Here is a 16,033-nt window from a genome sequence, read left to right on the forward strand (position 1 = left end):
ATCGTATCATAATTTGGTTGATTCGTAACAATTGCCAAAAGATATTTTTTAGGTGAAAAAACTGTCGCTCCTCAGAACGACAGTCGTTTCTTATTAAAACAGGTAATCATTCAAACGAGATTTCACATATTCAATGTGGCTGGATTCTAATTCGATTTGATCATGCGCCAATGCGTAATCTGTCAGTGTTTCTAAGTTTTCCTCATCAGCAACGATCTTCGCTCCGATGCCTTCTTGGAACGAGGCGTACCGTTTTTCCTTCAACTCGTCTAAGAAGCGGTCTTCTTTCAGTTTCGCTGCTGCTTTTAACGCTCGGGCATACGTATCCATACCAGCGATGTGGGCTAACAACAGATCTTCCATTTCAAATGACGAACGACGGACTTTAGAATCGAAGTTGATTCCTCCCGGTGCGATGCCGCCGTTTTCTAAGACTTCGTATAAAGCGAGTGTCGAGTCAAAAACGTTGGTTGGAAATTCATCCGTATCCCATCCTAACAGCATATCTCCTTGGTTGGCATCCAGTGAGCCTAATGCGTTATAGCTACGGGCAACGGCGATTTCATGTTCAAAGGTATGGCCAGCTAATGTTGCATGATTGGCTTCTAGGTTTAATTTGAAATCTCCTTCTAAGCCGTAGTGCTGAATGAAGGCCATCGTTGTCGCTGCATCAAAATCATATTGGTGCTTCGATGGTTCTTTTGGTTTCGGCTCTAATAAGAACTGCGGTTTATGACCGATTTTTTCGCCATAAGCGATCGCCATTTTGAATAGACGGGCGATGTTGTCTTGTTCAAATTTCATGTCTGTATTCAACAAGGTTTCATAGCCTTCACGGCCGCCCCAGAAGACATAGTTCTCACCGCCTAATTTTTTCGAGATATCTAAGCCTTTTTTAACTTGGGCTGCTGCATACGCGTAAACTTCCGCATTATTGGTGGAAGCAGCGCCGTTGTTGAAACGAGGGTGTGAGAACATATTTGCTGTATTCCATAATAGTTTGATCCCCGTTTGTTCCATTTTTTCTTTGATCAAATCGGTGATTTCGTCTAAGTTTTGGAAAAATTCTTCTAACGTTTCTCCCGCAGGTGCCACGTCAACATCATGGAAACAGAAGAACTCTGCCCCTAATTTTTCGCAAATCTCAAAGAAGGCTTCTACTCGATTTTTCGCCGTTTCCATTTCGGTGTCACCAATCCACGTCCGTTTGTTGACGGGTGCGCCGAAAGGATCAGAGCCGTCTTGCGTCATCGTATGCCAATAGGCGATTGCAAAACGTAGATGATCTTTCATTTTCTTGCCTAAAACAACTTCTTCGGCATCGTAGTGGCGAAATGCAAACATATTGTCTGTTTTAGGACCTTCGTAGCGGATTTTTTCGATTTCTGGGAAATAAGTCATTGTTGTTGCCTCCATTTTATGTTTTTTAGTGTAATAAACTAACTTACTTGGTTCCAATCATTTAGAACCAAAAACGATTCCTCGCTTTAATCAAGCAGATTTTCTGCTGCCATTATGCTATTCGATTTGCGCCAACGCATGGCAGATAGGCGCGGTTTGCTGGTAGACGGTCCGGTAGATCGCATAGATTTCTTGGTATTTGGCGACATTTTCAGGAATCGGTGCAATGGCCTTGCTGTATTTGACAAAGGCGTTAACACAAGCGGCCGCATCTGGATAAATGCCGCTGCCGATTGCTGCCAGCATTGCTGCGCCCATACCTGGACCTTGTTCAGTAGATAAAGTCAGCATTTCTGCATTAAAAATATCGGCTTGCATTTGCAGCCATTCGGCATTTTTCGCACCGCCCCCCACAGAAACGATCTGGGTGAATTTCCGCTGTGCTCGTTCTTCCATGATCATTTGGGAATCTTTCAGAGAGAAGGTGATCCCTTCTAAGACGGCACGACTGAAATGCTTTTCGCGATGCCGTGTGTCAATGCCAATAAAACTTCCCCTGATTTGGCTGTCGGTATGTGGTGTGCGTTCACCCACGATATAAGGCGTAAACAGCAGGCCTTCTGCCCCCGGTTTTACCTCACTGATCGCTGAAAGCAATTCCTGAAACGATTGGTTTGGGGCAAACGTATCACGATACCAGCTTAAGGAATTTCCAGCGGCTAAAGTGACCCCCATTGAATACAACTTGTCTTTGATCGCATGACGGAAAAGGTGTAGATCGCCTTGATAATCAACCTCTTGCGCTTCTTCAAAGGATAAGAACACACCGCTAGTGCCAATCGACACCATGCCGACACCTTCGGCGATGATCCCTGAACCTAATGCAGCACAGGCATTGTCTGCGCCACCTGCATAGATCGTCACCTCTTGTTCAAAGCCAAAGGCTTCTTGCAGTTCTTTTCGCATTTGCCCTACAGGCGCTGCTGATTCAAAAAGCGGCGGCAGTAAATCCGATGCGATTGCGAATTTTTCTAGAATGGCTTCAGACCAGCACTTCTTTTCGATATCCAGCAGTAACGTACCCGCCGCATCAGAATAATCCATCGAATAGTTACCAGTCAGCCAAAAAGCCAAGTAGTCTTTTGGCAGCATCATGTGACGAACTTGTTGCCAATGTTCAGGCTCGTGTTCTTGGACCCATAAAATTTTGGGTAAGGTGAACCCTTCCAAAGCAACATTCTTGGTGATTGCTTTTATTTCCTCTCCAAAGGATGCCATGATCGCTTGACATTGTTTGGTGGTTCGAACGTCATTCCATAATATTGCCGGACGAATGACTCGGTTTTCTTCATCCAATAAAACAAGACTATGCATTTGCCCAGAAAAGCTGATGCCGATCAATTCCTTCTGCAGCTTTGGAAGCTGCTGGATCAAGGTTTTGATTACCTTATCTGCCGCCTCTTGCCAATGCACCGGCTCTTGCTCACTGAACCCCGGTCTAGGGGATGACAATGGATAGTCAGCACTTGCTGTTCCTTGGAGTTCCCCGGTTTGATCAAAAACTAAGCCTTTTAACGCACTTGTTCCTAGATCCAACCCTAAAAAATAAGCCATCTCTTCTCTCCTTCCTCTGTTTGAAGCAGTTAACCATTGCCTCTCAATCGGTTAATTAGCATTCAAAACTAACTAATTGGATAGTAAACGATTCTCGTATTTATGTCAAGCGCTTTCAACGATTCTTTCTATGATTTTCGTTCTCAAACTGCTGCTTCTACATTCTTCGGCTTTTCTTTATTCTTCAGCTTGCACAATATTAATTTGCACGGTAAACTAACACTAATCACATCTATGAAGAGGAGAACACATGATTATCAATAAAATGGGCATACGCGAACAAAATGAAGCGGCTGTATTGAAGACGATCATTGACAATGAAAATGTGTCACGAGCGGAAGTGTCAAATTTGACCCATCTCAATAAAGCGTCTGTTTCTCAAATAACCAAAAAACTGATCGACACGGACTTCGTTCGCGAAGTCGGCATTGGGGATTCCACTTCGATCGGTGGTCGCAAACCGATTCAATTGCAATTCAATCACCGCAGCAGCTTAGCTGTTACCTTTGACATCGGCTATAACTATGTTCGTGGAATGCTTTCTTATATCAATGGCGAGATGATCGCCTCCGCCGACCATTCCCATGAATTGATCACCAAAGAAAATGTACTAGCGACGATCGATTCCATGATGAAAGAATTTTGGCCGCAAATGCCGCAAACCACTCATGGATTAGTAGGAATCTGTTTGGCGATCCACGGCATCGTTCACAATCAGACGATCACCTTTGCCCCCTACTACGACTTGGAGCACTTTGATTTGATCGCCCCTTTGAGCCAAAAATACAATACGGCGGTCTATATAGAGAACGAAGCCAATCTGACGGCTTTAGGCGAGTACTGTTTTTCTTCTGATTCCACGAATTTACTGAGCGTCAGCGTCCATAGCGGGATCGGTGTCGGAATCATCGTTGATGGGCAGCTGCAAACCGGTACTCACGGCATGGCGGGGGAAGTTGGCCATTCTACTCTCTTCCCTCACGGCAACTTGTGTCCTTGCGGCAATCGAGGTTGCTTAGAGCAATATGCCTCGAACAAAGTCTTGTTTGACACCTACAGTCACTATACAAAAACTGCGTTCGTTAATTCGGATACCTTCGCACAAGCCTACCATGCCGGAGAAAAATCAGCAGTCGAATTGGCGCAACAAAATGTTGAGTTTCTTAGTATTGGGCTGAATAATGTCATCACTTTTTCTGATCCCGAAGAAGTCTATATCAACAGCTCGATCTATCGCAAAATTCCTGATTTATTGCTGGCGCTGCAGCAAAAATTGACCAGCCAGTTCACCAAAAACACGAAGATCAAAAACAGTCGATTAGGCGATCAAGCCCCGTTATTTGGCGGCAACGTTTTAGTGGCAAAACATTTCTTAAATATCAACGATTTGCGCTTTGCGGCACTTGATCTCTCCCGTGCGATCCGTTAAATGAATGCTGGACTGAAAACTCAGTCCAGCGTTTTCTTTTGGTAAAAAGGTCTCGCTATCCTTTGATTCCGCCAGCCGTCACACCGCCCACGATGTATTTCGATAGAAACAGGTAAATCAGCAGTAAAGGAATAATACTTAATGAGATCCCTAGATACATACTGCCAAATTCAGTACGGTAAACATCAGTTTTCAACAATTGGACCAGCATCGGCAACGTATACTTTTCCGTATCGTTGATCAAGATCAAGGGCATCAAGAAATTATTCCACGAGGTCACGAACGAGAAAATCGCCATGGTAGCTAAGCCCGGTTTCATCAAAGGCAACATGATGCGATGGAAAATTTTGATTTCGCCGGCTCCGTCTAAACGAGCAGAATCTGCCAAATCAGGATGATAGATCGTTTCTAAGTATTGCTTTAAGAAAAAAACGGTAGCGGGTGATGCAATCGCTGGTAAAATCAATGGCAGAAAATTATTTAAGAGTCCTAAGCGATTCATAAATTGATAAAAACCGATCATGCTGATTTGCTGAGGAATCATGATCAGCCCAAGAATGACAGCAAACAGGACTTTCTTGCCACGAAATTCATAGGCGATCACGCCATAAGCCGTCAGCGCCGAAAAATACACATTGAGAACGGTAGCACCAGCAGCAATCAGGAAACTATTTTTAAACCCATTGAAAACATTGAAGCCTCTGCCCATTAAGACGGACCAGTTGTATTGGAGATTACCGCCGGGCCACAAGGACAGCCCTTGCTGGATCTGTTCCGCTGAACGGGTTGCATTGACTAAGACGACCCAAAAGGGCAGAATACTTAGGATGGTCAGCAACACCAAAAAGACATAGATCAACAATCGTTTTGCTCGATAGCTATTTTCCATTTATTTTCGCCCCACTTTGCTGTTTTCTTTGAAAAATTGAAACAATAACGTGCTTAATACGATTGAAAGTACCAATAATAGTACCGACGCGGTTGCGGCAACGTTGAAATTCCGACTCCCGGTAAAGGCCTGGTTGTAGATGAACATCGTGATTGTTAAGACACTATTGTTGGGATTACCGTTTGTCAGCAAAAAAGGAATGTCGAACATTTGCAAGCCGCCTATCAAGGACGTCACCAATGTATAAAGCAAGATTGGTTTTAACAAAGGCAGCGTGATCTTGCGGAAAATTTGACCATCATTGGCTCCATCGACCATTGCTGATTCAAAAAGAGCATCATCAATGCTCAAAATGCCCGAAACCAAAACGATCGTTGTCTGACCATACCACATCCAAAATTGGATAAAGGAAACGATCAGCCGAGTGCCCGTTTCACTACGGAAAAAGTCATAGGGCTGGTCCAAAACACCGAAATGCTGCAAGACTAGGTTGATCGGACCTAACGGAAAACTGAACAAAACAAAAAATAAGATTGCTACTGAAGCCGCAGTAATGATGTTGGGTAAGTAAAAAGCGACTTTGAAGAAGCCTTTCCCTCGCAAGCGCAGCTTGATATTGGTAAACCATGCCGCCAACAACAAAGCCAAGCCAATTTGAGGGACAAAGTTTACGCCCCACAAAATAAAGGTATTGCTGATCGATTTTAAAAATAACGGGTTGCAAAAAATCGCAAAATAGTTATCCAGTCCGACAAGATTGGCAGCTGGATTCCACCCTTTTAGATCTGTAAAGCTCAGGTAAATCGTATAGAGAATTGGATAAAGCTGAAAAACCAAGAATGCTAGAAAAAATGGTGCGATAAATAATAGCCCATAGCGATGATACTGTTCAAATCTTCTCTTATTCTGCATCGTAATCCCCCTGATATTTTTTTCTTCCACTGTCAACTTCTGCCTGTAAAGACAAGCCCTTTAAGCAGCGCGTAGTACCTAGAAAAGGTTGAAACCGACCCCGTCTTCGGTGCCGGTTTCAACAACACCTAATCTACTTGAACATCTGGATAAGCATTGACGACCGCATCTTTAAAGTTTTGGATCGCCGTTTCCTGATCCACTTCACCTTTTGAATATGGTGTCAAACAACTATCCGTAAAGAGGGTTTCAATCGTCTGGTCATACTCGGTCAGAATTTTCGCGTTGATGTCTTGAACCATATCGGCAAATTCTGCATAGTGGTTTTGACCGCCTAAAAATTCCTCTTGGTATTCGCTTTTAATTTCTTCAACGACTCGCTCATTCGATACAAAATCACCGGTATCTTCGGCCCATTGTTTTAAAAATGCTTGATCTGTGGTCAAGTAAGCCACCAATTGCGCCGCTTCTTCTTGCATCTCAGAATTTGCCGTAGCACCGATCCATGTGCCGCCCCAGAACCACGACGACGGTCCTTGGATCATGCGCCAGTCCCCTTCTGTTGAGCTGGAGTTATCGGCAGCTGTCGCATTTGGTTTTAACCAATAGTGCAGCCCCCATGTCGGCAAACTATAACCGAATACATTGTCGCTATTCATTCCAGCAAACCAAGCTTCTGATTGTCCTTCTGTATCTTGTGTCAGGCCTTCTTCTACAAATTTTCGTGATATATCCAACAAATCATACAAACTGTCGTCAATCACTAATTTACCGTCTTCAACCCAGCCATGTTCGCGTTGACCATAAAAAGGCTTCGCCAAATCTTGGACACTAGAGATCATATAGGTGGTTCCACCACTTTTTTCTTTGACTGCTTTGGCTTCCTCATAGAACTTGTCGTAGTCTGACAAGGCCACTTGCGCAGCCGCTGGATCATCGATCCCTAGCAGCTCTTCTGCCATCGACGCCCGGTAATAAAACCCGCCAGGAGCAGCTTGCCAAGCCAAGGCATGAAGAACCCCGTCTTTTGAAGTTCCTACGTCTTTGACATATTGATACGTATCTGCCGCGGCTTCATCAAGTCCCAGTGAACCAAGGTCTGCCATCATCCCTGATTCCACATATTTTTTGACAAAGGCAGATTCTAAAGCAATCACATCTGGTGCATCTTTGGAACCGAGAATCGGATCGAGCTTGGTCTCGAATTGGTCAGAAGGAATCTCCACGATCCGAATGTCATAGGCCAAATCGTCATGCGCCGGCAAATAGTAATCATTGATCATCGTTGATAATTCTGAAGTAAAGGTCCAAACCACGAGTTCATCCTTGCCACTGCTTCCCGTTGCGCTGTTATCCGAGCTGCTGTTTCCTGAACCATTCCCGCAGCCACTAAGCATAAAAGCCGCTAAGCCTGCCACTGACGCTGTTTGTAAGACCCGTTTCCAATTTTTCATCTTTCTTCCTCCTCGATTTTTTGATAGTCAAATGAATCAAAATCAGCCGCCAAACGATTGCCAGTCGTATCGATCGCAAACATCCCCACAAAAGCCCCCGTAAAGAACCCACCGTAATGTTCTGCCACATAGTCGTCAGACAATTGCAAGCTGTCAAATAGCTGATCGATGACCTGCCACTCTTTTTGATCAAATGAGTACGCGTATTGATAGTGGGCATAATTGACGATCGTTTTGAAGTAGACCGTTTGTACATCGGCTGGTATCATAACTTCTGGTGCTTTTTGACTCTTCAGTTGGCCCTTTTCGCTTGCCAATACAGTGATGATTCTGCCTTTCGTCTCATCATGAGTGATGTAAATCGCCGACCAGTTTTGTGTATTGTAGTAATTCGTCATGCCTGCCAACTGTAGAAACGAGGTCGGTGAAAATTCGACGGCAGTCGTTGCTTCGAAACGAAAATCGCTCCATCTTCTTGCCACCAGTGCTTGATGGAACAAGGAATTGAACGACTCTCGCCCATACAAGCGCAAGTACCCTGGTCGTGCGGTCAAATTACCGATTTCCTCAGAAAAAGGAATCCGCAAGGTTTGAAACACTGGTGCCAACGACGCCTCTTCAAAATCATCAAAGCCTGATTCTGTTTCCCACGGATGTTCGGGCAGCTGTGGCTGTGGGACTTCCTCTTTTGGAAAGTTTCCGCCTGTGATATACGGCCAATCATTTTCCCAATAAACAGACTGGATCGCTGTTTCTCGTCCGAGCGGGCAATAGCCGCGATTTTCTAAGAGGGGCGTTTCGGGATACTTCAGCGCTCGCCCTGTTAAGTGAACAAAATACCATTCATCGGTCTGCGTTTTCACAAATGAACCATGGCCAGCTTTTTGTAGCAGGATCTCTGGCTGTCCCCAGGAACTGATCAGAGGGTTTTGAGGATGAACTTCATAAGGCCCTTCGATGTGCGTCCCACGAGCGATGGTACTTGCATGTTCAAACTTGGTGCCGCCTTCTGCCGTCAATAAATAATAATAGCCGTTCACTTTATACATAACCGGTGCTTCCGTCAATTTGCGCTCTGTTCCTTTGAAGATTATTTTGGGCTGCCCCACCAATTTCTTGGCTTGCCAATCAAACTCTTGGAGAGCGATCCCGTAAAAGGAATGGTTTGTCGGGCGATAATCCCAAACCATGTTCAGAAAATATTTTTTGCCGTCGTCGTCATGAAATAACGAGGGATCGAAACCAGAAGAATTCATATAAATTGGTTCTGACCAATCCCCATCAATGGTTTCACAGGTGATCAAATAATTGTTCACATCTTTCCAACTATTAGATTGTGTTTTGACATCTGAATAAATCAACCAAAAACGACCATCACTGTAACTTAAGTTTGGCGCCCAAACGCCCCCGGAATCAGGGTTTCCTAGCATATTCAACTGACTGACACGATTGACTGGTGTACTGATCAAGCGCCAGTTCTTCAAATCCTTCGAATGGAAGATGCGCACACCTGGAAACCATTCAAAGGTCGACGTAGCAATGTAATAATCTTCTCCTGCACGACAAATACTCGGGTCTGGATGAAAGCCTGTTAGTATCGGATTGGTAATCAAAAAATTTCCTCCTCTTTCCCTTTTTGGCATTTTGTGATTCAACTGAGAGTCAATAGGAATGAGCATCTTTCAGTTAGTAAGTTTTCTTTACTAATATACCTAACTAAAAAAAGAAACTTGCTGCTGTAGTCCATTTTAAAAATATTCACTAATCATTGTTCTATTTACTTTCTTCAGCTGAACTGTCATAATTATAAAATGAAATCGCTATCATTCACAGGACGATTTCCACACATCGATAGACAAAAAATGGAGGAAAGATTGCGTGACCATTTTAGAAGAATATCATTTTGGCGAATACCTAGGCGTTTCCAGTTACCATCCCTACTCGCTTAATTACATGGAACATTTTCATCGTTCCTTTGAATTGCTTTTTTGTAGTGACGGCGAAGCGGTTGTCAAAATCGAAGAAAGTCCCTATGTCCTTACAACTGGCCAAGTGTTATTAGTCATGCCTTACCAGACCCATGCCATCGAAACCCCTAAGGAATCACAACTGCATATTCTGGTTTTTTCGCCGGAGTTTATTCCAGATTTTTATGCTAAAACCAAAGATTTCGCTTTGTCAGATCCCGTTATCACCATTGATCCGTCTGTCGCAAATCAGCTGTATTATCCTTTATTTGAAACGGATTCCCTCTATTTACGAAAATCGGCACTGTATCAAGTCCTTTACCTTTTTGAGCACCAAACGACTTTACTACCAGCCAAAAACCAAGAGGATATCCTGATCCAGCTGCTTGCCTATATCGAGTCACACTTCAAAGAAGAGCTGACGCTCGAAAAACTAAGCAGCAGTATCGGTTATAGTAGCGTCTACGTTTCCAGAATGATCACTGAGAAATTGAAAAGCACCTTTCCTCGGCTTTTGAATCAAGCAAGAATTCGCCATGCCTCTTTTTTGCTGACTCATAGTCTCTTGCCGATTACGGAAGTAGCAGAACAGGCTGGCTTTCAAAATGTGCGAACCTTCAATCGAAATTTCAAAGCTTTGACCTCACTGACTCCGAAAGAATACCGCTTAACACACAATGCTCATTTTTCGTTGCTGAAGGAATAGCGCAAAAAAGCAGCTTCACTTACCTATAAAGTGAGCTGCTACAATCTTACTCGTTTTTCTAGTCAGCCTTTTGCCACGTTCCCAGAAAGTAGTGAAAAACGTTCTAACGCTCCCCTTCTTCATAGAGAAATGAGCAGGAAAAAACCAATTGCCAAAATCAACCCTTGTTGTTTTACCGATTCCGCAACGCTATGCCTGATTTATAGCACCGTATGTTCTTGCTTAATGCCGTTTGCTTTATCGAAGCTTCTTGGAACATCGATCAAGCCCAAGAAAAATGATTCACGACTAGCCAGTCTCTGACTTCCGTCAGATCAGAAAAAGTTTTCACCTGTGCAGCTACTTCTTGCTCAAGTTTTGGCTGTTTAAGCAAAGGATACTTCCCATTTTTCTTGACTGGCAAAACACTTAAATCATCCGCAATCAGAAAAGCTGGGATCTTGGCTTGTTTTGCGGCTCTTATGCCGGCTAGAGAATCTTCTAATACCAAGGCTGCTTCAGGCTTTACGCCTAATTGTTGGCATGCTGTCAGAAAGATTTCTGGATCAGGTTTGCCCTTTCGCACTTGATCCCCAGAAACCACCGTATCAAACCAATCTGGCATCTGTTCCATTTCAAAATACGCCTTGATTTTTTCTTTCGACGAAGAGGACGCCACGGCTATCAAGCAATCTTGTTTTTTTAATGCTTCCAATAGTTCAAGAAGGCCGGGCTTTTTGAACACCCGTTTTTCTTCAGCTAAAATCACTTCTTTCTGACGATTCATCGCTTCTCGCCACCGATCCGTTGGTACCGTACTGCCATAAAGTTCCTGCATCCCTTTACGAATATCTGCTTCCGTTCTGCCAGTCAGGTAATAATAAACATCTTGGCAAACTTCAAAATCGTACTCCTCCGCGGCTCTTAAATAGGCGCGGTAAGCTAACCGACCTGTTTCAAACATCAAACCGTCCATATCAAAAATCACCAGTTTTATCTTCTCCATCCTATGGCCTCCTTTGCTTTTCTGCGAATAAAAAAGCAATGGTACCAAAATCCTTTGGCACCCATTGCTTCATCTTGTTTATTTACAGCTGACTGCTCAACTTAGCAATGATTTTACATGTACCAAATGGCTGTCAGCCTTTTCCCGCCCTTCTTTTACTAGCGCTTCTGACAGAATGAAGGAGCCGCCAACCGCTAATACTTGCGGATCAGATAAATAGTCTTGAACATTTTCGAGAGTGATTCCGCCAGTTGGGACAAATCGAATATCGTAAAACGGACCACTGAGGGCTTTGATTGCCGACAAGCCCCCGTAGATATCCGCAGGGAAAAATTTCACAACTGATAAGCCATAATCCGTTGCCCGTTGAATGTCATTGGGGGTAGCTGTCCCTGGAAACACTGGAATGTTTTCGGCAAGACAAAATTCCACCACATCAGGTACAAGAGCAGGGGAAACAATAAAGCGCGCCCCTTTCTCAACCGCTGCTTTCGCTTGTTCTAAGGTGCGGACCGTGCCTGCGCCTACGATCAATTTGCCCGATTGAGAGAGTTTTTCAATCGCTTCTAAAGCAAGGTCACTGCGGAAGGTCACTTCAATAAAATACAGTTCATGCTCAATCAGCAGTGATTCTACTACTGGCAAATAGGTAAGGTCTGTTGCAGTGTAAAGAGGCAACACCCTTGTTTTTGCCAATTGTTCATAGAGTGTCATACGCTCTCTCCTCCCTTCGTTCCCCTCGATTGCATTTGCTCTTTCAAGACGGCTTCATGAAGCCCTTGAAGATAACTGATACCAATCGCGCGATCATACAGACCATAGCCTGGCATCGCCACTTCCCCCCAGATCGTCCGCCCGTGATCAGGACGGATGACACCATCAAAACCGACCTCCACCAAGGCTTTCATAATGGCATACATATCTAACGATCCTTCAGTGGAAAGATGGGCAGATTCTTTAAATTTGCGTTCCCCCATAAACAACACATTGCGAAAATGAACAAAGTTGATGCGGCCTTTTAAGCCATGAACGATCTCCACCATGTCGTTTTCTGGATCGGCACCTAACGAACCGGTGCACAACGTTACCCCATTATAAGGCGAATCCACGATGGCCATGATTTTTTTCAAGTCCTCTAAATTTTTGGTGATCCGTGGCAAACCAAAAATTTCCCAAGGTGGATCGTCCGGATGGATCGCCATTTTCATATCTACTTCTTCACACACAGGAATGATCCGCTTTAAGAAATAGCTTAAGTTATCAAAGAGGATCTCTTGAGTGACCCCTTCATAAGTTGCCATCAAACGCTGGAACTTTTTCAGTCGTTCTTCTTCCCAGCCTGGCAATTTAAAGCCTTTTGATTGGCTATGGATCAGCGTATACATCTCACTAGGTTCCATATCATCCACAACGGCTTGATCATAGAGCAAAGAGAAGCTGCCATCCTCGTTTTGATAAAATAGATTTGTTTTTGCCCAGCCGAAGATCGGTTTGAAGCTATAGCAGATCATATGTACATCACAAGCTGCTAAATTCCGAATTGTTTGAATATATTGATCGATGTAGTGATCCCGTTCCTCTGTTCCGGCTTTGATCGCATCGTGGATCGCCACACTCTCAATCCCTAATAGTGAAAGATGCTCTTTTTCAATTGATGCTTTTAGTGCGTTGATTTCGGAAATCTCCCAGACATCTCCAGGCATTTTATTTAGAAGTGTTCCTACAATGCCGTGCATTCCTGGAATTTGTCGAATATTCGTTAACGGGATCGTATCCCCTTCCCCGTACCATCGAAACCCCCATTGCATTTGCTGTCATCCTTTCGTTTTTAAAAATCATCGTCCTCATCAGTTTCTTCGCTACTATCACCTGCTGAAGAATTGTGCCAAAGCGCTACGCTGTTTTCTCCTTGCTGGATCACTGCTGCCACCGCCTGTTCAATCGGTGTCGCCAAAAATTGGTGATTGATTGCTTCTAATACCATCGGTAGATTCACTCCGCCGATCACATACGTCTTTTCCTGAAGTGGTTCATCTAATTGATTGATCGTAACAACCGACTGATTGTAGGGACTGGCACTCAATAGATCAGCAAACACCAAGACACCGTCCCCTTGATCTGTTTCATGAATCGCTTCATGGATTTTGTTTCCCAGAAGTTGAATATCCTCTCCGTGGTTCAAATTAACGACCGCAATATTTTCGACACTGCCCATGATCACCTCTGCAGCATCTTTAAAACCAGTACTCAGCTGTCCGTGAGTTGCCAATACGATTCCTAACAAATGTTATTCCTCCTTTTTCGCTTCCTAACCAAATAACGCAAGAACTTTTTGCATATTCCTCAGATTCAGCTCTTTTTGCTTTAATTGTTTTCTAGGCAGCACATACGTCTGATCCTGCTGCTTTTCTGCACAAAACAGATAGTTGATGCTGCCCATTGCTTCACTACTGTGTTCGATCGCCAACTGCTGCAGTTGCCCTTCATTGAATTGCTTGCCGATAGCTCGAATCGGAGCATCGGCACCAATAGAATCTAAATAATAAATCTTCGCATTCGGCCTTACTGAATCACGTAACACTTCCAACCCGCGTTCTCCGTAACTTCCTTCATCAAGAAATGCGAAGGCCGTCGCTGTTTGACTGTTTTGACTGATTAAGGACAGCAGCGCTAAGATAGAGGAGGTATTGCGGGTTAGATTTTGCTGAAATCCTGCCCCGTGGCTTACGCGATTTAATAGCAGAAAATAAACACCGACCCCTAAAGCAAAAAGTGCTGTTTGCCAAGACAACAAGGGAAATCTCCCTGAAGCAAAGTGGATATAAAGCCAAGTTCCCAACAGCCCTAAAAGAATCATCACTGCTGAAGCAGTCAGAATAAATTGATTTGTTTTACGGCCTTGCTCCTGCCGATCAAAAAAATGGTAATCGCCGAAATGCTCTGGCGGTGTATCATAATACGTGCAGATGATCCGTTTTGCTTTAGTCAGATCACCAACATACAAATTGCGTGAGGCATTTTTTTTCGTGTGATCATACTCGATCACCTGAAGGTCTTTGCGAAATGGAATGATATCCGCGATGAGTGCCTTCAAAAATCTTTGTTTGCTTTTATCCGTTGATCGCGCTCGGTAGACATACCGATAACGAAACAGCCAATCACGAAATGTTTCTGTTTGATTCATGGCGGATTCTCCTATTCACAAATTACTGACACTGGAGGACCTCTTTTCCTTGCGAGATCCCCCAGCTTCCCTCACAATATTCCTTAGAGATAAATGAATTAGTGTGCTACTTATAACTTGAACTGCTTCAACACATCTTTAAGTGTTGATTTCGGTGCAGATGGCGTTGCTTGAAAATAGATTGATTCCACACCATATTCTTCATTCATCTCTTTGAGTTTTTGCGCATCAGCTTGATTTAAATAAACAGATTTTGTAACGAGAAGATCCTTTTCGGGATCTTTTTGGGCAATACCGCCTATGTTCAATTCTTTCATCGGCACGCCGTGTTTGACTAAGTCGTACATCACGCTGACGGTTTTGGCGATCAAGATACAGTTGTAATCTTTGAAGTTGTATTCATCCCAGTAAAATTTGGCTTTTTCTGGTGTAACGACGATCGTTTTTTGCCCTGTTCGGCTACCGGCATTTTTGTATAGTTCCCGCATGAACTTATCCTTAGCTACTACTTCATCCACTACAAAGATCGAATTGACTCCGCTTTTTTGCGACAAGGTCATCATGACCTGCCCATGGATCAATCGCTCGTCTACTCGTGCTAAATTTACTACACCCATTTTTGACACTCCTTTTTATAAAATCCCTACACCAGCTAAAATGATCAAGATCAAAGTCAGCCATAGCAGTGCTTGAGTCACTTTCAGTCCCTTTTTGTTATAGAACCAGTAGACACCCATTACGACAGCCAATGGCAAGATCCCTGGTATGATCTGATCAAGAATATCTTGAATAATAAATTCTCTTCCTGAGATATCAAATTTTAGAGAAGAACTCACATTCACATAATTTCCTGCCAATACCCCCATCATGAATAAACCTAAAACAGATAGCGTTTCAATGGCTGTTTGAACACCTGTACTTTGCATCAGTCCAGTGGCATTACGCCCCATTGAAAAGGCTTGACGAGCAAAGAATAGGCCGATGGAAACTTGATACAGGGCAAAACAAATGAATGGGAAGAGGGATCCTAATGGGTTCCCTTGTTGTGCCCATGGCACCGCAATCGCTATGAAAATGTATTGCACAGTTCCTGAATCGATGGCATCGCCAATCCCTGCTAAAGCCCCCATCAAACCGGCTTTGGTGTTGTACATCAAATCATCTTGCATCAAAATTTCTTTTTTCTCATACTCTTCTTCAGCTCGCTGCTGTTCCATCGAAGACATCAACCCAGTGATGACTCCGCCACCCCAACTCAGTTGTGTATTGAAGAAAAGCAGTTGTCGTTTGTAAGCAGCTTTTAACGCATCATCGTCTTTATAGAGTTTGCGCAAAATCGGCATCATTGCATATAAAAGCGAAGGTGCCACATAACGTTCGAATGAGTGAGGGATTTCATTTGCGAAATGCCATCTTAAATAGGCTTTAGTCACATCTTTTGTGGTAATTTCTTCGGGCGCACCTTGTGCATTTTGAACCATTTCTGACATTA

At 43.7% G+C, this 16,033-nt stretch carries 15 protein-coding genes; 2 read left to right on the top strand and 13 right to left on the bottom strand.

The window, feature by feature from the left end; all coding sequences use genetic code 11:
- Window positions 1-93: 93 nt before the first annotated feature.
- Together xylA and xylB are read right to left on the bottom strand one after the other, a co-directional pair.
- Window positions 94-1,401 (bottom strand): xylose isomerase, encoded by a 1,308-nt coding sequence (gene xylA, locus IGJ01_RS13685; RefSeq protein WP_008380597.1) that lies wholly within the window; start codon window positions 1,399-1,401, stop codon window positions 94-96.
- 117 nt (window positions 1,402-1,518) lie between these two features.
- Window positions 1,519-3,015 (bottom strand): xylulokinase, encoded by a 1,497-nt coding sequence (xylB, locus tag IGJ01_RS13690; protein WP_005234060.1) that lies wholly within the window; start codon window positions 3,013-3,015, stop codon window positions 1,519-1,521.
- A 250-nt stretch (window positions 3,016-3,265) separates the two neighbouring features.
- Between xylB and IGJ01_RS13695 the strand changes: the two genes are divergently transcribed.
- The gene (locus IGJ01_RS13695) at window positions 3,266-4,444 is read left to right on the top strand and encodes an ROK family transcriptional regulator (protein ID WP_005234059.1); all 1,179 of its coding nucleotides are present in this window, start codon (window positions 3,266-3,268) and stop codon (window positions 4,442-4,444) included.
- A 55-nt stretch (window positions 4,445-4,499) separates the two neighbouring features.
- On the opposite strand, the gene IGJ01_RS13700 is transcribed toward IGJ01_RS13695, so the two are convergent.
- The 4 genes from IGJ01_RS13700 to IGJ01_RS13715 all read right to left on the bottom strand — a co-directional run bounded on the left by IGJ01_RS13700 (window position 4,500) and on the right by IGJ01_RS13715 (window position 9,312).
- Complete coding sequence (locus tag IGJ01_RS13700) at window positions 4,500-5,333, bottom strand: carbohydrate ABC transporter permease (RefSeq protein ID WP_005228444.1); 834 nt, start codon at window positions 5,331-5,333, stop codon at window positions 4,500-4,502.
- Window positions 5,334-6,245, bottom strand: a complete 912-nt coding sequence (locus tag IGJ01_RS13705) for a carbohydrate ABC transporter permease (protein ID WP_244732387.1) — start codon at window positions 6,243-6,245, stop codon at window positions 5,334-5,336.
- 128 nt (window positions 6,246-6,373) lie between these two features.
- Window positions 6,374-7,699 (bottom strand): ABC transporter substrate-binding protein, encoded by a 1,326-nt coding sequence (locus tag IGJ01_RS13710; RefSeq protein WP_313151035.1) that lies wholly within the window; start codon window positions 7,697-7,699, stop codon window positions 6,374-6,376.
- Window positions 7,696-9,312, bottom strand: a complete 1,617-nt coding sequence (locus tag IGJ01_RS13715; protein ID WP_430601179.1) for a glycoside hydrolase family 43 protein — start codon at window positions 9,310-9,312, stop codon at window positions 7,696-7,698. The genes IGJ01_RS13710 and IGJ01_RS13715 overlap by 4 nt, the downstream gene beginning before the upstream one ends.
- A 265-nt stretch (window positions 9,313-9,577) precedes the next feature.
- Between IGJ01_RS13715 and IGJ01_RS13720 the strand changes: the two genes are divergently transcribed.
- Window positions 9,578-10,372: an AraC family transcriptional regulator gene (locus IGJ01_RS13720; protein WP_172634710.1), complete on the top strand. Its 795-nt coding sequence runs from the start codon at window positions 9,578-9,580 to the stop codon at window positions 10,370-10,372.
- Between the two features lie 262 nt (window positions 10,373-10,634).
- Here IGJ01_RS13720 and IGJ01_RS13725 read toward each other — a convergent pair whose 3' ends face one another.
- The 7 genes from IGJ01_RS13725 to IGJ01_RS13755 all read right to left on the bottom strand — a co-directional run bounded on the left by IGJ01_RS13725 (window position 10,635) and on the right by IGJ01_RS13755 (window position 16,031).
- On the bottom strand, window positions 10,635-11,357 hold the full coding sequence (locus tag IGJ01_RS13725) for an HAD family hydrolase (protein ID WP_086332671.1): 723 nt from the start codon (window positions 11,355-11,357) through the stop codon (window positions 10,635-10,637).
- Window positions 11,358-11,453: 96 nt separating this feature from the next.
- Window positions 11,454-12,071, bottom strand: coding sequence for a bifunctional 4-hydroxy-2-oxoglutarate aldolase/2-dehydro-3-deoxy-phosphogluconate aldolase (locus IGJ01_RS13730; RefSeq protein WP_086332672.1), 618 nt, complete (start codon window positions 12,069-12,071; stop codon window positions 11,454-11,456).
- Window positions 12,068-13,165: a mannonate dehydratase gene (gene uxuA / locus IGJ01_RS13735; RefSeq protein ID WP_430601180.1), complete on the bottom strand. Its 1,098-nt coding sequence runs from the start codon at window positions 13,163-13,165 to the stop codon at window positions 12,068-12,070. Before uxuA ends, IGJ01_RS13730 begins: the two co-directional genes overlap by 4 nt.
- A gap of 20 nt (window positions 13,166-13,185) precedes the next feature.
- Window positions 13,186-13,641, bottom strand: a complete 456-nt coding sequence (locus IGJ01_RS13740; protein WP_016621658.1) for a PTS sugar transporter subunit IIA — start codon at window positions 13,639-13,641, stop codon at window positions 13,186-13,188.
- A 24-nt stretch (window positions 13,642-13,665) separates the two neighbouring features.
- On the bottom strand, window positions 13,666-14,541 hold the full coding sequence (locus IGJ01_RS13745) for a hypothetical protein (RefSeq protein WP_005234050.1): 876 nt from the start codon (window positions 14,539-14,541) through the stop codon (window positions 13,666-13,668).
- Between the two features lie 110 nt (window positions 14,542-14,651).
- Window positions 14,652-15,158 (bottom strand): PTS system mannose/fructose/N-acetylgalactosamine-transporter subunit IIB, encoded by a 507-nt coding sequence (locus IGJ01_RS13750; protein ID WP_005234049.1) that lies wholly within the window; start codon window positions 15,156-15,158, stop codon window positions 14,652-14,654.
- 15 nt (window positions 15,159-15,173) lie between these two features.
- Complete coding sequence (locus tag IGJ01_RS13755) at window positions 15,174-16,031, bottom strand: PTS system mannose/fructose/sorbose family transporter subunit IID (RefSeq protein WP_087664628.1); 858 nt, start codon at window positions 16,029-16,031, stop codon at window positions 15,174-15,176.
- Window positions 16,032-16,033: the final 2 nt, after the last annotated feature.

This window comes from Enterococcus sp. AZ089, assembly GCF_050547225.1.
Lineage (GTDB): Bacteria > Bacillota > Bacilli > Lactobacillales > Enterococcaceae > Enterococcus_D > Enterococcus_D entomosocium.

Bases quoted from the DNA above. Each gene is read 5' to 3' on its own strand.
- IGJ01_RS13745 (WP_005234050.1), bottom strand. From the start codon at position 14,541: ATGAATCAAACAGAAACATTTCGTGATTGGCTGTTTCGTTATCGGTAT.
- IGJ01_RS13730 (WP_086332672.1), bottom strand. From the start codon at position 12,071: ATGACACTCTATGAACAATTGGCAAAAACAAGGGTGTTGCCTCTTTAC.
- xylA (WP_008380597.1), bottom strand. From the start codon at position 1,401: ATGACTTATTTCCCAGAAATCGAAAAAATCCGCTACGAAGGTCCTAAA.
- IGJ01_RS13725 (WP_086332671.1), bottom strand. From the start codon at position 11,357: ATGGAGAAGATAAAACTGGTGATTTTTGATATGGACGGTTTGATGTTT.
- uxuA (WP_430601180.1), bottom strand. From the start codon at position 13,165: ATGCAATGGGGGTTTCGATGGTACGGGGAAGGGGATACGATCCCGTTA.
- IGJ01_RS13710 (WP_313151035.1), bottom strand. From the start codon at position 7,699: ATGAAAAATTGGAAACGGGTCTTACAAACAGCGTCAGTGGCAGGCTTA.
- IGJ01_RS13750 (WP_005234049.1), bottom strand. From the start codon at position 15,158: ATGGGTGTAGTAAATTTAGCACGAGTAGACGAGCGATTGATCCATGGG.
- IGJ01_RS13705 (WP_244732387.1), bottom strand. From the start codon at position 6,245: ATGCAGAATAAGAGAAGATTTGAACAGTATCATCGCTATGGGCTATTA.
- IGJ01_RS13700 (WP_005228444.1), bottom strand. From the start codon at position 5,333: ATGGAAAATAGCTATCGAGCAAAACGATTGTTGATCTATGTCTTTTTG.
- IGJ01_RS13755 (WP_087664628.1), bottom strand. From the start codon at position 16,031: ATGTCAGAAATGGTTCAAAATGCACAAGGTGCGCCCGAAGAAATTACC.
- xylB (WP_005234060.1), bottom strand. From the start codon at position 3,015: ATGGCTTATTTTTTAGGGTTGGATCTAGGAACAAGTGCGTTAAAAGGC.
- IGJ01_RS13695 (WP_005234059.1), top strand. From the start codon at position 3,266: ATGATTATCAATAAAATGGGCATACGCGAACAAAATGAAGCGGCTGTA.